This is a genomic window from Streptomyces sp. NPDC107522 (genome assembly GCF_055657525.1).
Map to the genome: position 1 here is coordinate 56,202 of NZ_JBVKAU010000010.1, position 13,817 is coordinate 70,018.

16 protein-coding genes are annotated in these 13,817 nt (G+C 69.2%); 5 read left to right on the plus strand and 11 right to left on the minus strand.

Going from position 1 to position 13,817, the window contains the following annotated elements; genetic code table 11:
• Window positions 1–5: 5 nt before the first annotated feature.
• Complete coding sequence (locus ACZ7L6_RS28505; RefSeq protein WP_471928705.1) at window positions 6–878, minus strand: class I SAM-dependent methyltransferase; 873 nt, start codon at window positions 876–878, stop codon at window positions 6–8.
• Between the two features lie 108 nt (window positions 879–986).
• On the opposite strand from ACZ7L6_RS28505, the gene ACZ7L6_RS28510 reads away from it, so the two are divergent.
• Window positions 987–1,448 (plus strand): Lrp/AsnC family transcriptional regulator, encoded by a 462-nt coding sequence (locus ACZ7L6_RS28510; RefSeq protein ID WP_471928707.1) that lies wholly within the window; start codon window positions 987–989, stop codon window positions 1,446–1,448.
• A gap of 3 nt (window positions 1,449–1,451) precedes the next feature.
• Here the strand turns inward: ACZ7L6_RS28510 and ACZ7L6_RS28515 are convergent, their stop codons facing one another.
• Complete coding sequence (locus ACZ7L6_RS28515) at window positions 1,452–1,865, minus strand: SsgA family sporulation/cell division regulator (protein ID WP_471928709.1); 414 nt, start codon at window positions 1,863–1,865, stop codon at window positions 1,452–1,454.
• A gap of 189 nt (window positions 1,866–2,054) precedes the next feature.
• Between ACZ7L6_RS28515 and ACZ7L6_RS28520 the strand changes: the two genes are divergently transcribed.
• Window positions 2,055–3,845 (plus strand): sigma-70 family RNA polymerase sigma factor, encoded by a 1,791-nt coding sequence (locus ACZ7L6_RS28520; protein WP_471928711.1) that lies wholly within the window; start codon window positions 2,055–2,057, stop codon window positions 3,843–3,845.
• 291 nt (window positions 3,846–4,136) lie between these two features.
• Window positions 4,137–5,606, plus strand: coding sequence for a hypothetical protein (locus tag ACZ7L6_RS28525; RefSeq protein WP_471928713.1), 1,470 nt, complete (start codon window positions 4,137–4,139; stop codon window positions 5,604–5,606).
• A 294-nt stretch (window positions 5,607–5,900) separates the two neighbouring features.
• Here ACZ7L6_RS28525 and ACZ7L6_RS28530 read toward each other — a convergent pair whose 3' ends face one another.
• From ACZ7L6_RS28530 to ACZ7L6_RS28570, 9 genes are all read right to left on the minus strand, one after another.
• Window positions 5,901–6,095, minus strand: coding sequence for a hypothetical protein (locus ACZ7L6_RS28530; protein ID WP_471928715.1), 195 nt, complete (start codon window positions 6,093–6,095; stop codon window positions 5,901–5,903).
• Window positions 6,096–6,586: 491 nt separating this feature from the next.
• Entirely contained in the window at window positions 6,587–7,246 is a 660-nt protein-coding gene (locus tag ACZ7L6_RS28535; protein ID WP_471928717.1) for a YqeB family protein, read from the minus strand.
• 331 nt (window positions 7,247–7,577) lie between these two features.
• Entirely contained in the window at window positions 7,578–7,817 is a 240-nt protein-coding gene (locus tag ACZ7L6_RS28540; protein ID WP_471928719.1) for a hypothetical protein, read from the minus strand.
• Between the two features lie 354 nt (window positions 7,818–8,171).
• The gene (locus ACZ7L6_RS28545; protein WP_471928721.1) at window positions 8,172–8,453 is read right to left on the minus strand and encodes a hypothetical protein; all 282 of its coding nucleotides are present in this window, start codon (window positions 8,451–8,453) and stop codon (window positions 8,172–8,174) included.
• Window position 8,454: 1 nt separating this feature from the next.
• Entirely contained in the window at window positions 8,455–9,597 is a 1,143-nt protein-coding gene (locus ACZ7L6_RS28550; RefSeq protein WP_471928723.1) for a hypothetical protein, read from the minus strand.
• Between the two features lie 18 nt (window positions 9,598–9,615).
• Window positions 9,616–10,026, minus strand: coding sequence for a hypothetical protein (locus ACZ7L6_RS28555; RefSeq protein WP_471928725.1), 411 nt, complete (start codon window positions 10,024–10,026; stop codon window positions 9,616–9,618).
• A 264-nt stretch (window positions 10,027–10,290) separates the two neighbouring features.
• The gene (locus tag ACZ7L6_RS28560) at window positions 10,291–10,710 is read right to left on the minus strand and encodes a hypothetical protein (protein ID WP_471928727.1); all 420 of its coding nucleotides are present in this window, start codon (window positions 10,708–10,710) and stop codon (window positions 10,291–10,293) included.
• A gap of 93 nt (window positions 10,711–10,803) precedes the next feature.
• Complete coding sequence (locus ACZ7L6_RS28565) at window positions 10,804–11,244, minus strand: glycine-rich domain-containing protein (RefSeq protein ID WP_471928729.1); 441 nt, start codon at window positions 11,242–11,244, stop codon at window positions 10,804–10,806.
• Window positions 11,241–11,807, minus strand: coding sequence for a hypothetical protein (locus ACZ7L6_RS28570; protein WP_471928731.1), 567 nt, complete (start codon window positions 11,805–11,807; stop codon window positions 11,241–11,243). Before ACZ7L6_RS28570 ends, ACZ7L6_RS28565 begins: the two co-directional genes overlap by 4 nt.
• 170 nt (window positions 11,808–11,977) lie before the next feature.
• Between ACZ7L6_RS28570 and ACZ7L6_RS28575 the strand changes: the two genes are divergently transcribed.
• Window positions 11,978–13,258 carry a hypothetical protein gene (locus tag ACZ7L6_RS28575; protein ID WP_471928733.1) on the plus strand — a complete coding sequence of 427 codons (1,281 nt, stop codon included), beginning with the start codon at window positions 11,978–11,980 and terminating at the stop codon, window positions 13,256–13,258.
• 17 nt (window positions 13,259–13,275) lie between these two features.
• Window positions 13,276–13,800 (plus strand): GNAT family N-acetyltransferase, encoded by a 525-nt coding sequence (locus ACZ7L6_RS28580; RefSeq protein WP_471928735.1) that lies wholly within the window; start codon window positions 13,276–13,278, stop codon window positions 13,798–13,800.
• The last annotated feature ends 17 nt before the right edge of the window (window positions 13,801–13,817 follow it).

The window sequence follows — 13,817 nt, forward strand, 5'->3', positions numbered from 1 at the left end:
CGTGATCAGGCCGGCTGCCCGGAGGCCCGCTCCAGTACCACGGTCCGCATGCCTCCGGGCCCGCTCTCCTCGTGCCTGACGCGCAGCCCGGCCGTGTGGAGCTGCTCCAGCACCCACGCGTGGGAGAGCCGCAGCTTGCGGTAACTGTGCGCGGTGAGGGTCCAGTCGGCGTCGGCGCCGCTGCTGTCCCGGGTGTGGAGCAGGTCGTGCACGACGACCGTGTAGTCGTCGTAGTCGTCCGGGTACTCCAGGAAGCAGGTCATGATCCGGTCCTCGGTGGCCCGGACGGGGAGGAAGCGGTCGGTGCCCGTGAGCGGCACCGTCAGTTCGCGGTAGCCGAACACGGCCGTCCCGCCGGGCGCGAGCGCGGCGGCGACGTCGGCGAACAGGGCGGCCACATCACCTCGGGTCGGCAGATGCGTCAGCGTGTCACCCAGGCATACGACGGCCCCCGCCGAGCCCGGCCGCACCAGCTCCCGCAGAGCGGTGCGCACATCCGCCCGCACCGGCCGCACCACCGGCACGTCACGGGCGTGCGCGGCGAGTTCGTTCAGCAACGGCCGGCTCAGATCGACCGCGAGGACAGGGTCGTAGCCCAGACCGGCCAGGGCGAGGCTGGTGTGCCCCGGCCCGCACCCCAGATCCACGGCGAGCGCCCCGTCCCCCGGCACCGGCCCCGGACCCGGCACCACGCCCCACCCCGCGAGCAGATCACGCTGGGCGGCGACGAGCGCGTCGAGATCACCGCCGAGCATCCAGGTGTAGTGCTCGGCGAGAAAACGGTCGTAGTGGTCGACGGCCTGGCCGACGGGTTGGTCGGCGGCGGCGGTCGCGGCGAGAGCGGAGGCGGTGGCGGCGGTCGGCATGGCGGTCGTCATGGGACGAGCGCTCCCTTCGGTCCGGCAGACGAAGGAAATCTAGGCTGTGATACGGGAGTTGAGCGGACCGGCCGAACGAAATTCGGTGCCGCGGGAAGAATGACGGCCATGGACGACACTGATTCGGCGATCCTCACCCATCTCCAGCGCGATGCACGGCTCACCAACCGCGAACTCGCCCGCAAGGTCGGCATCGCACCCTCCACCTGCCTGGAACGGGTCCGCGCCCTGCGCGCCCGCGGCGTGATCACCGGCTACCACGCGGCCGTACAGCCACGCCTGCTGGGCCGCTCCCTCCAGGCCCTGGTCTTCGCCCGCCTGCGCCCTCTGAGCCGCGAGGTGATCCACGACTTCGAGGCCTACCTCACCCAACTCCCCGAGGTCGTCTCGGTCTTCGTGGTCTCCGGCGACGACGACTTCCTCGTCCACGTGGCCGTCCAGGACATCGAGCACCTCCACGCCTTCCTCATGGACCGCTTCAGCGCCCGCCGCGAGGTGGTGAGCTTCCGCAGCTCGGTGATCTACCGGCAGACGGGCACGCGCGTGCTGACGCCCCTTGAGACCGAGTGAGCCTCACACTCCGTCGAGCAGCGACATGAGCCCGTGGTCGAGTTCCGGCCCCAGATCCTCTCTCCCCGGCTCGACGACGGCGTACGACCGTTGCAGGAACCGCCGGAGAGAAGCCGTACCGAATCTGATGGCGGCCATGCCGTGCGGCGCGTGCACCTCCATGACCGTCCGGGACCGCTCGAGCGGCCGTATGCGTACGTCGCCGATCCCGGCGGCCGCCTCCAGCCCCTCCTCCAGCAGTGAACGGGCGAACGTCCAGGTGACGCCGTTCTCGTCGACCGAGACGCAGGCGGGGAAGTCGACGTGCACGGCGAAGGGTTCGGCGGCGTCGTAGCGAAGGGTGGCGCGGATAGGCAGCTCGGCGTAGCCGGGGGTGACGAGGCGGGCGCGGACGGGCTGTTCGAGGGCGAGGCGCATGGTCGGTCTGCTCCGTTGTTCGGTGACTGTGCGCCTTGTCGACTCAGCGGCAGGCCCGTTGATTACGGAAAACGGGAGCCCCGTAGCTGTGATCTAAGTCACGCGAACCATTTAGTTGAGTTTTAAGTCATCTACCCTGACAAACTCGTCCGCCCCATCAGTCCAGCAGGCAACTGGAGCGTTGCTGCCATGTCCGACGGTTCTCCCAAGGTGCCTGCCCAGGCGTCACCTCCCGCGTCACCCTCCGCGTCCGCCACCGCCTCGTACGCCCGCGTCTACGAGGAACAGCAGCCGCGCCTCGTCGCCTACGCACGCTCGCTCACCCGCAACAACTCCTGGGCCGCCGAGGACCTGGTCGCCGAGGCGCACTTCCGCGTCTGGCGGCGGCTGTCGGCCGGGCACGAGATCGAGAACGTACCGGCGTACCTGATGACCACGGTGCGGCACCTGGCGGCGACCGCCGGCGGCGAGGCGCGCGAGACCCCGCACGACCCGCGGACCGCCGCCGAACGGACCGAGATCGCCGGCCACGCGGAGGGCTCGGCGGACCCCGCCGAACAGGTCTCGGAAGTCGACCTGCTGGTACGGGTGCTCGGCCAGCTGCCCGAACGCTGGGTCCAGGCCCTGTGGCTGGCGGAGGCGGAGGGCCAGCCGCTGGAGACGGTCGGACAGCGCATCGGCGCCAAGCAGGGTGCGACGGCCGTACTCCTGCACCGTGCCCGCGAGGGCATGCGCCAGGCCTTCCTGCGCTCCCAGACCGGCGCCCCCGACGACCCGGCGTGCGAGGTCCACTGGGTGCGCATGCCGGCGTACGTCCGCGGCAGCGCGACGCCCCGCCAGTCGGCACGCCTGCTCGCCCACGTGGACGCCTGCGACGACTGCCGCGGCCGGCTCGCGGTCCTCATGCGCGCCAACGACCGCCTGCCCGCACTCGTCGGCCCGGCCCTGCTGGTCCTCGCCGTCGGCGGCGCGGGCAAGTTCCTGCTGCCGTTGGCCGCGGGATCGGTCGGCGCCACGACCGCCCTCAGCGGCCAGCTCGGCGGCGCACTGCACGCCGCCCGGCAGGCGGTGATCGGCGGCGCGGGCGGTGCGAAGGTGCCGGCGGCGATCGCCGCCGGGGCGACGGTCGCGGGCGCGGCCCTCGCGATGATGATCGCCCTGGGCGCCAACGACCCCTCCCCGACGCCGACTTCGCCACGGGTGCCGTTGGTGGAGGCACCGGTGGCACGGCCTTCGGAGGGGCCTGCCGTGGCGACGGAGGTGCCGGGGGAGCGGGGGCAGGACGAGCGTGGCGGGGCGAGCGGCAGGGGTGGGTCTTCGGCCGGCGTGGATGGTGCCGGTGATTCGGATACGGCTGTGAGCGCGGGCGGGGGTGTGGCGGTGGCGGTGGCTGCGGCTGAGCCGGGGGGCGGGGCGCCGGGAGTTGAGGAACCGGCGGTCGAGGAACCGGCGGTCGAGGTGCCGGGGGCTGAGATGCCGGGGGCGGCGGCGCCCGGGACCGATGAACCGGCGTCGGCCGGTGGCGGGCCGGTGGCTGAAGCTCCGGTGACTGAAGCTCCGGTGGGGGACACGCCCTCGCCGGGCGAAGGGATGCCGGGTGACGAGGATCCGGTCGCGCCTGCGCCGGTCGCCCCTGAACCCGCCGCCCCTGAACCCGCCGCCCCTGAACCGGCCGCCCCTGCACCCGCCGCCCCTGAACCGGCAGCTCCGGCTGATCCGGTGGAGGAGCAGCCGGAGGTGCCGGGGCAGGAGCCGGCGTACCCGTTGACGCCGACTCCCGTACAGCCGGGGCCGGTTGAGGAGGCGCCGGAAGTGCCGGAGGCCCCGGAGGCCCCGGCGGCTCCGGAAACCCCGGCGGCCCCGGAAGCCCCCACCCCGCCGGAGACGACCGATCCCGAGCCGGAGCCCGCACCCGATCCGGCCCCCGCTCCCACCCCCCAGCCAACACCCGAGGCCCCCGGCGACAATTGCGGCCACTGATCGGCGGCCGGCCGAACGCCGGAACCGACCCAGGCCCGTCCGCCCCGTCCGCCACTGACGGCCGTAGACGTGACTCACGTCACCCCAAGTCACGCGCATAGAAAGCGGCTGCTGTCCCCGCGGTGCTGGCATGCTCATGCATGACTACTGCGGGGTAACAACCGTCTGCGCGCAGCGCCGGAACGGCCGTCTCGACCTGCCTCGACACGCCCTTCCTCGGCGCGGCACGCCTGCTCCCCGCCCGTCACCTCCTGCAGCGCACCCCCATACACCGCTCCCGAGGAAACACGCGTGCACAGACCCAGGCTCAAGAGGCATGCCTTACTGTCGGCAGCCGCCATCGCGGCCCTGCTCACCACCGGCTGCTCCACCGCCTCCCCGACCGCCACCGCAACGCCGACGACGACGGCGTCCGAGACCCCCGAGGCCGCCGCGGTCCGGGAGCAACTCGCCGTCGTACCGGCCCCGTCCGGCAAGGCAACTCCCACCGCCGTGGCCGACCGAGGCGAGGGAGGCAGGGCGAAGAAGTCCTCCCTCAAGGTCGCCTCGTACGACAGGAAGAGCGGACGGGCCGTCATCTCGGCGCCGTCCGTGGAGAAACCGACCACCGAACCCTCGACCGGCTCCCCGGTGAGTCCCTCAGCCGGTTCTCCGACCGGTCGCTCGCCCCAACCCCCGGTCACGGTCGGCGACATCATCGCCAGTGCCCCCGCCCCCGGCGCCCCCGACGGCGTGCTGGCCGAGGTCACGGAGGTTGTGGGCGCCACGAAGGACGGCGCTACGACGGTCCAGACGGAACCGGCGAAGCTCAACTCCGTGCTCGGCGAGAGCAAGGCCGAGGGCACGGTCCCGGTGGACCCGTCGGCCGTAGAGGTCGAGCCGCTCGTCAAGGGCGTGAAGGTCTCCTGGGCGAAGACCGGCAACCTCCACTTCGGCCCCGAGGGCGCGAAACTCCCGCTGGGCAGCCTGCGTATCGACGTGGGCGCGGCGGTCGCCACCGCGCAGGATGCCCCGGCGTCGGCGGCCGCGTCCGTGGAGGGCTTCGTCCAGCTCGCCCCCGAGGTCGCGTTCTCTTACGACGGCTCCGGCGCCGGTGCCTCGCCCGGCGGCGCCTTCCTGGGCCTGTCCGGCGACTGGGCCTCCCAGTGGTCGCTGAAGGGTCGCGCGGTCGCCTCGACCGGCGCACAGCCGATCCGCATCCCCTTCGCCGAACTGCACGCCGACCCGGTGATCCAGGTCGGCCCGATCCCGGTGGTCGTCAACCTCGCCCTGACCTGCTACATCCAGGTGAACGCGGACGGCCGGGTCACTGTCGACGTCGAACAGGACCTCAAGGGCGACTTCCGTGTCGGCGGCACGTTCTCCTGGGCCAAGGGCTGGACGCCCGTCAGCGAGTCCGACATGACGGGCGAGCCCCTGAAGGCCCGCGTCACCGCGGCCGGAGACGTCAAGGCCGCCCTGGGCGCCGAGGCCACCGTCGGCCTCTACGGCACCGTGGGCGTCACCGCCGACCTGGCCCCGTACGTCCGCGCCCACGCCGACGCCTCGGCCGAGGCCTCCTCGGACGGCACGGCCTCGGTGTCCGGGACCTACGCCTTCTACGGCGGCGTGGACCTGACCGGCTCCCTCCAGCTCCAACTGACCATCTTCGGTACGCCCGTCTTCCAGAAGAAGATCCCGCTCGGCGCCCTGCACCGCGAGTGGTTGCTGACGAAGGGGGAGGGAACGGCGACAGCGAGCCCGGCGAAGACAACCGGGTGACCGACCCGCGGGCCGCGCCGATGACGTCCCTCGGTGCGGCCCGCGTTCACTTGACGGCCGGGTGACCGGCTGTCACCTCACGGCCGGGCGATCGGCCGTCACCCTTGCGGCCGGGTGATTGGGCATCACCCTCACGCTGGTCGATCGGCCGTCACTGTCACGGCTGCTCGATGGGCCGTGACTGTCACGGCCCGGCGATCGGCTGTCACCCGCACGGCTGGGCAATCGGCCGTCACCCTCCCGGCCATGCAATGAGCCATCACCGTCACGGCCGGGCGACCTGCCGTCACACATTCAGTCGTCAGAATTCGAGCCCGAGCGCGACCCCCGGCCAGACCCCCGCCCCGCCAACGCCACCAACTCGCCCAGCGCCATGGTCACGGCGGCCACCCCGCGCACCCAGCGCGGTCCACCCCGCGACGCCCACACGACACAGACGCACCCTCCGACGACGAGCACGAGAACGCCGACCAAGACGAGCACGATCATGCTCACTCCCCCTTCTTCTGCCTCTGAAGCCCGGCAATCCTCTCAGTCACCGGAACGAGCCCCGGAACCGGAGCCAGAGCATCCGCAACCACGCGGCCGAGGGTGACAGCGCGCTGCCGTAGGGCGGCGTCCGGCCTCCCGCCGCCGCTCAGGAGCGACCGTTGCGTTCGGCGCAGGCGCGCCGAGCCGGCCGGCACTTCGATCTGCTCGCTCTCCTGGCCGATCACCGCCGGAAGACTTGATCCCCAGCCGGTCGAGCTCGGTGAGGTCGTCGGCGACCTGCTCGCCTGAACCGGTGAGCGCCGCCCGCGAGCCCATCGGGCGCTCCTGGTCCGTCCGTGTGGCGAGAACAGACCGAGAAGCCGACGAGAACGCATCGGCCCGTCGATTGGCGGCCTGAAACGAGGAGTGTCGGGCCGTCAGCCTGTTGGTGAGTCAGGTGCCGAAGCGTCAGGGTTGGGCGCGCTGTCAGACCGTCAGCCTCAACGACGTCAGGACCGCTGAGGCACACGCCAGTACTGCCGCTTCCCCTCATCCCGTACAACGACGCCGAGCCTCAGCAGCTCCCGGCGCAGCTCCCGGGCATCCTCGGAGTTCTCGCCCTTCTCCCGCACCGCCGCGCGAGCCCTCAGCAGCGCGTCCGCCCCCTGGGGCAGACCCGGCATACCGGGAACCCAGCGCCGGAACTCCTCCCGGTGCGGATCCTCATCCGCCCAGCGGTACCCATGCGCCACGAAGGCGCCGGAAAGCCGCTGCCACGTCAGATGACAGTCCTCCCGCGCGATCTCCATGCCGTCTGGGCCGAGCAGCACGAGCTGCTTGCCGTCGCGCACCACGAGGTCGATCTCATCCCGCGTGAACTCCTGCGACGTATCCCTGACGGTGAGGACGACGCACCCGCGCGAGACACGGACCGCCAGCGACTCATGCACCGCGAGAAGCCCGACGACCACCCCCAGCACCACCCCCACACCAACGGCCCCCATGGTTCGCCCCGGCTCAGGAATGGAGCTCACCAGCTCGGCCGGCCCCTTCAACGGAGCCCAGCGCAGCCTCACGAGCCAGTCCGCGAGCAACGGAACCAACCAGCCGATCAGACCCCCGCACCCCACACAGAAGAGCACCAGAACCCAGGCCGAGTCGGCGATCACGGTGGCCCCATCGCCCTCCCCGGCACCAACCGACGGCCTGCCCTTCTTGGAAAGATCCCCCGAACCCCTCATATCCCCCACGCCCACGCTTCCGCTTCCCCCGCGACATCCATCAACACCCTGCCGAACCGGGCCGAACCGTGCCGAGTCTGGAGGCAGTCCGCAGTCCCCGCCATCGTCCGTTGGTCTACGGCACCTGCAACTTTGGTCGTCTCGCTCGTCCCGGTCGTCTCGGCCCGTCTCGGCCACCGAAAACAGTTCTCGGCGCCCGGGCGTGATGCCCGGGCGCCGAGCCCCATATCAGCGAGCTACGTAACACAATCCCAGTCGATCAGTGTCCGCAGCTGGAGCCGGTGTGGTTCCACTGTCCGCCCGCATTGCCCTCGCCGTTGATGGCGTTGCCCAGCAGGCCGTTGAGAATCCCGACCTGGCCGAGGATGTCGACGTTCAGGTCGTGAGACTTGCACCCGCCGTGGTCATGCGAGGGCTGGGCGGTGGCGGTGCCGGTGGCTATGAGGCTGAGGGTCCCGACCATGGCGGCCGCAACAGCGGCCTTCTGAAGCTTGCGCATTTCTCCTCCTTGATTTGAGTAGAGCGCGCACCACCAAAGATCCACTTCGCGCTCATTTGGGAGGCTAATCCGATATCTCCCGCAGCGCTCTTCGGGGCTGCCATCCGGGGGGCCTGACGTCCAATCGGGTCCAAGGGGGATAAGGCGGCTACTTCGGGAGCCGGCCAAGTCCGGGGGACAAGTGAGGGCGTATCAGCGCGTGCAAGGTGAAGGTGCTGAGCGGATCTGCCAGGTGATGCAGGCCGCCAGGGCAGGGAGTTCACATGTCCTGCGCCTCGCGGTGTCCGAGCGCTTCCGCCGGGAACGGGGCGCGGCACTTGGCCAATCGTGCGCCCCGTCCCCCAGAGCGTGTTGCTAGAACAACGCCTCGAGCCCGCCGATCAGCGGCAGCGGGACGATCGCCCCGACCAGCGCCGTCACCGCCAGCCCCGGCCGGATGTCCCGCTTCCCCAGGAAGCCCGCCACCGCGGCGACGGGCGGCAGGACGCAGAACACCAGGAAGCTCCAGTGCCAGCCCTCCTCCTTGGTGAGGAAGAGCAGAAGGGCCAGGTAGACGGGGACGGCTACCGCCGACATCATCCGGGCGCGGGAGAGGAATTGTTCGAGGCTGTCGCCCGAGTAAGGAAAGGAGGGCATCTCAGGAGACCACCCGGTTGTCGTAACCGGCGGAGCTGGCCTCGGGGAAGCCGTCGGCCGCCGAGAAGCCGTTGACCGCCATGGACATCGCCGCCCCGAGCCCGGTGATGGCCAGCATGGTGGCGTCGAACGCCTTCACCAGAGCGGCGAACCTCTGAATGATCATGACGGCCTGCGCCGCGGCCAGGGCAAACATGGCGACGGACGCCGCCTGCCCGCCGATCGGGATGGCGTTGACCGCAGTTGCCGCGGCCATGTTGGCCATCCAGATGATCGCCATGTCGGCGATGAAGACGACCCCGGCCTTCAGGATCTCGGCAAGCTGGAACACCTCCTGCGCCGCCGCGTCGTAGCAGGATTTCAGCGAGTCGAAGGTTTCCTTGAAGTCGGCGAGTTTCTTGCTGAATTCGTCGAAGTAGACCTTCGCGGCGTCGTAGGCGTTGCCCTCCCAGGTCACGCCGACGTTCTGGGTGCCCTTCTTCAGGTTCGCGGCCACCGCGTCGCAGAACGACCCGAGATTCCCCCAGACTTCGGCACAGTCCTTGTACTTGTTCCAGTCACCCAGAACCCAGTTGTTGATCTCGCCGAAGATGTCGACGCCGAAGAGCAGCTTCACCGCCTCCACGGCCACGGTCGACGGGCTGCCCAGGTCCATGATGGTGCCGAGGGTCTTCTGGACCGGGTTCATGTTGTATTCGTCGACGTGCCCCTGGGCGTACTTGACCAGCGGGTTGTCGCTGTCCCCAGCCGGCTTCCTGAGGGCGGCCGAGGCGTCCTGCGCATCGGCGAAGTCGCTCCCGTTGCCGCCTGAGGACGCTGCGCCCCCGCCGCCCTTGGAGCCCGGGTAGGTGGCGTCCAACTTCGCGGCTTCATCCGTGTCCGTCTCGCGGTAGTACTTGGCGGACTTGGCCAGTTCCGTCTGAGAGGAGTTGAGGACGCTCTGTACTTTCCGCAGGGCCTTCTTGGCGGAGTCCACGTACTGGTCGTGGTCCCCTGCGACGAGATCCCAGAGCTGGCCCCCGACCGCCTTGTCGATCTGCGTGTTGTTGCTCGCGTACTCGACGGCCTGCGTGGCGCCGTCGGCGCCACGCGACACGAGCGAGGCGAAGCCCTGGATCGCATCCGGTTCTACTCGAAAACCCACGGTATTGCTCCGCCCCCGTCAGTACAGTGACCAGCCCCGGCCGTCATGCCGGGACTTGTGGCTGCCGCCCTTGTCGGGCGCTGTACGTCGTTCCTCGTCGATCTGCTCCTGCTCCGCCGCGATCAGGCGCCTGCCCTCGGCCGCCAACTCCTCGCGCTCGGCCTCGGACAGCGAGGCCCACTTCTCCGCCATGGGGGCCGCCTGCTCGACCAGCTGGTCGGCGTACGCGGACACGTTCGCCGCCTCCCGCAGGCTGGCCCGCCCGGAGAGGACCTCCTGCGCCATCTCCTTCAGGGCGTCGCCACCGTGCCCCGCCGCGAGGGTCTCCAGGGACTTGCGCAGCAGTCTCGCCTGCGCCGGGTCCCCCTGGGACATCTCCAGCAGCTCGGAGTCGTCGAACCGCTCACCCGAGTTCGGCCCTTCGGCCACGTGTCCTCCTTGAGGCAGATCACAGATGCCGTCCAGTTTGGATCCAAGGTGCCCGGAGCAACACCGTGGATGCACCGGCATCACAAATCCGTCACAGGTCACGTGAGTGACAGGGGTGCGAGCAGGCGGTGCGGCAGGCCCGAATCAACTGTCCCGACCCCACGCAGCCCGGGCCAGGCCCGAGCCTCCACCGATCCCGGAGCGGTTCACTGTCCCCGGGCGGCAGCTACAAGCCGGTCGAGGTGTGCGCCGGCAGCGGACTGGTCACGGCTTCCCCCTCCGAGCTGTCATTCCCACAGCCGACACTGCCCGCAGGCCCGACAGGGCAATCCGGCCGGTCAGCAGAACGTCGTGGTTGACGAAGAGCGCGTCGAGTTCGAGACGACGGCGGATGTACGCCGTCCATGTCGCGTCGGGCAGGTTGGTATACGCGTTGACCATGCGGGCGCGACCGGCCTGGGTGAGGATCCAGCGCGCCTGGTCACCATCGCCGGTACGCCCACCCAGATCGCGGGCCAGCCGCCACAACTCCTCCCCCTCGCTGTGCTCGTCGTCGACGACGGCGACGAGGCCGATGTCGCCCAGGCCGCGCTGATCGCTGGATTGGGTGGTGTAGGCGACGGAGAGGTCTTCGAGGGGGAAGAGAGTCACACGGCTGGTCGCGGTCAGCGCGGTGAGGGTCACGGATGGGGTCCGTTCTGGGATGCCGAGGCGGGCGGACCGGCCGTGGGAAGGCAGGCCCGCCTTCTCGGGTGACGGATGGGATGGCCGGCAGGATCAGCAGCAGGGGCCGTCGCCGCAGCAGGCGGGCGGGTTGCAGTCGGCGGCAGTGCCCCACAGGCTGGGGTCGATCTCGAAGCCGGCCGTACGGATCTTTTCGGCAACCTCTGTCATGAGCCCGCGGGTACGCGTCTTGCTGTTCGGCTGGTGATGCAGGAAGTAACCGAACTGCTTCTGGCACCAGTTGGCGTACCAGTCGGTGTGGAGGATGAGGGTGTGCCAGCCGGGGTCGACCTGCTGGGAGGGCGCCATAGCGGCGCCGTCGCCTGTGGAGCCCATGACGTAAACCAGGGCGAGCGCTTGGTCGATGACGCGGTCGGCGACCCGCCGCTCCAAGTGGTACTCGTTGGCGCAGAACGCGGCGAGCATGACGAAGTCGGCTTCGGTGACCAGGGAACGGCCGGTGCGGGGGGCGATATCAACGGTGGTTGTGGTCATCGAGTTGCCCCCTTCATGACGGCGCTGTTGCCGATGGACTGGGCCGGGCTGGAGGATTCGGTCGATCCGGGCAGGGCTTCGTGCTCCTCGATCAACTGTCCGCGCCCGGTGTCGATCAGCTCACGCACCGCTTGAGGCCTGCACAGGTTGCCCACATAGCGCGGCGGAACAACCCAGTAGGTGCCGGGAGGCTCCCGACGGTCGATATGCGGGACTCCCAGGTACGTGTCGCCGTGCAGACACGGCGCGGCTTCGCCGTAATCCCAGACGAGGCCGGCATGCCACTGGATGAGGGCGTAATACGTCGGGCCTGCGGTGCGGTGGTCGTGGATGACGGGGCCGCGCAGCCACATCCTCATGGCGTCGGCAATCTGCTCCGAGTTCTCGCTGCCGACAGCGGCGTGCACGAGTTCACCGGGCATGCGAATCGCGGCGAACGACTTGCCGAGCGGCAGTAATGCAACGCTCTGGCGTGTCCATTCCGACCACGCCCGTTGTGGTACCGCGTGTGCCTGGGCCAGCCACTCGGAGATCAGTCTGTCCATGTTGGTCGGCGTCAGCACGGTAGCTCCTCGGTTGAGTGCGCTGTTCACGCTCATGAGGAAACCGGAAGTGACCTGTCCGCCATCAGGACAGATCTTGGAGAGTTACTCGCCGCTGCCCGGACAGTTTTACCCAGCGAAGGACGTCGGTAGGACTAACGTCGAGAGACCACGCGTGCGAGGGGGCGGCAGTGGGCAACAGGAGAAACACTCGGCTCGAAGCCCTGTTAGCCGAGTTCGGCTACACCCATGAACAACTTGCGGAAGAAGTGAACAGGACGGCGGAGGAGCTGTTGGGCAGGCCTGCCAACTGCACCGATCGCCATGTACGCCGGTGGATCGCAGGTGATGTGCAGTGGCCCTGGCAGCGCTATCTGTTGCCCCTTCAGCACATCTTCGGTCGAACCCCGGATGACATGGGATTCACGCCGCGCCAGTCATCACGTGTTCCGCCTCCCCCTCGTAGGCCCGCTCGCGCGGAAGGTCAAGAAGCCCAACGCGCTGTACCCCGCCGCGAGTTCATTGCGGCCGGTGTCGTCGTGACTCTGGGCCTCGACCGTATTCCATCCCTCGGCCGTCTCGGCGCCAGCGATGTCGAGCGTATTCGGGCCATCGCTCCTACGCTGTACAAGTACGACCACTCCTTGGGTGGCGGTGCCCTGCACGACGCGGCCACGCAAGCGCTTCGGCGCGTGCAGCATGCCCTGAACCACTGCACCTATGGGGATCGCGTCGAGCGTCTCCTGTACTCGGCGATGGGAGATCTTGCCGCCTCCGCCGGATGGTTCGCGTACGACGCGGGACGACAGCGAGACGCTACGGAGCTGTACAACGAGGCTCTACAAGCAGGCATGCTCTCCAGGGACGGGATGCTGCAGGCCCGGGTCTGGTCCAACCTCGCGATGCAGGCTCGCCTCCTCAACCGCGACAGGGAGGCCCTCCGCATCGGCCGTGCGGCCGTCGAAACACGTCAGGCGAAGAGCGATCCATGGCTGATGGCGCTACTGCACTGCCGTCAGGCCGTCGGTCACGCAAGGACCGGAGACCGCACGCATGCCCAGCGCTCCCTCGTCCGTGCCGAGACTGCCTACGACCGCACGCAAGGCCAGCCCGCAGCCTGGCTGTCGTTTCTCACGCCTGCAGAGCTGATGGGTTTGGCGGGCGCAGCGCACCAGGCCCTCGGGCAACACCAACGAGCCGAGCAGTTCACAGCCTCTGCTCTCCAGATGCTCGAACCGCGCTTCGAACGAAACCGCGTCTACTACACGATCCAACATGCGCAGGCTCTCCTCGACGGCGAGGAGATCGAGCACGCCGCTGCTCAAGCCTGGCAAGCCGTCGCCATGGCAGGACGCGTCCAGAGCGACCGCATCCAGGGCAAGCTCGGCGACCTCCGACAGCACCTCCAGCGATTCGTGCACGTTCCGGCAGCCGCGGACTTCCTGGAGCAGACCCGACAGACGGGAGCATGAGAGTGCAAGGGTTGCGGGTGGAACGCAGGGATGCGGCCGGTCTCGGCGACATCCGACAGCAACTTCTCGACGTCTACGCAGAGATCTATGCGGACCGGTTGAACGAGGAGTTCCACAGTGTCGAGCGGTTCGACGAACGGCTCGGCTGGAACACCGAAGTACCGGGGTTTGCAGCAGTCGTGGGCTACATCGACGACACTCCTGTCGGCTACGCGTACGGCTGCACACTTCAGCCGACGACACGTTGGTGGAACGGCCTCCGCACTCCGGTGCCCGACGGCGCCACCACGGAGACTGGCGCGCGCACGTTCGCGCTCTCGGAGCTCATGGTCCTTACGAAGGTCCGTGGCACCGGCGTCGCCCGGCAGATTCACGATGCTCTGCTGCAAGATCGGATGGAGGAACGCGTCACGCTCCTGGTCGAGCGGGACCATCCCAAGGTCCGTGCGCTCTACGAATCGTGGGGGTACGAGTGGTTCGGCGAGGTGCTGCCGTTTTCTGATGCTCCGCTGTACGACGTGCTAACACTCCGAATTGAGTGATTCTGATCGCGACGTCG

Excerpts from the sequence above, each read along its gene's own strand:
- ACZ7L6_RS28505 (WP_471928705.1), bottom strand. The coding sequence starts at position 878 with ATGACGACCGCCATGCCGACCGCCGCCACCGCCTCCGCTCTCGCCGCG.
- ACZ7L6_RS28510 (WP_471928707.1), top strand. The coding sequence starts at position 987 with ATGGACGACACTGATTCGGCGATCCTCACCCATCTCCAGCGCGATGCA.
- ACZ7L6_RS28515 (WP_471928709.1), bottom strand. The coding sequence starts at position 1,865 with ATGCGCCTCGCCCTCGAACAGCCCGTCCGCGCCCGCCTCGTCACCCCC.
- ACZ7L6_RS28520 (WP_471928711.1), top strand. The coding sequence starts at position 2,055 with ATGTCCGACGGTTCTCCCAAGGTGCCTGCCCAGGCGTCACCTCCCGCG.
- ACZ7L6_RS28530 (WP_471928715.1), bottom strand. The coding sequence starts at position 6,095 with ATGATCGTGCTCGTCTTGGTCGGCGTTCTCGTGCTCGTCGTCGGAGGG.
- ACZ7L6_RS28540 (WP_471928719.1), bottom strand. The coding sequence starts at position 7,817 with ATGCGCAAGCTTCAGAAGGCCGCTGTTGCGGCCGCCATGGTCGGGACC.
- ACZ7L6_RS28545 (WP_471928721.1), bottom strand. The coding sequence starts at position 8,453 with ATGCCCTCCTTTCCTTACTCGGGCGACAGCCTCGAACAATTCCTCTCC.
- ACZ7L6_RS28565 (WP_471928729.1), bottom strand. The coding sequence starts at position 11,244 with ATGACCACAACCACCGTTGATATCGCCCCCCGCACCGGCCGTTCCCTG.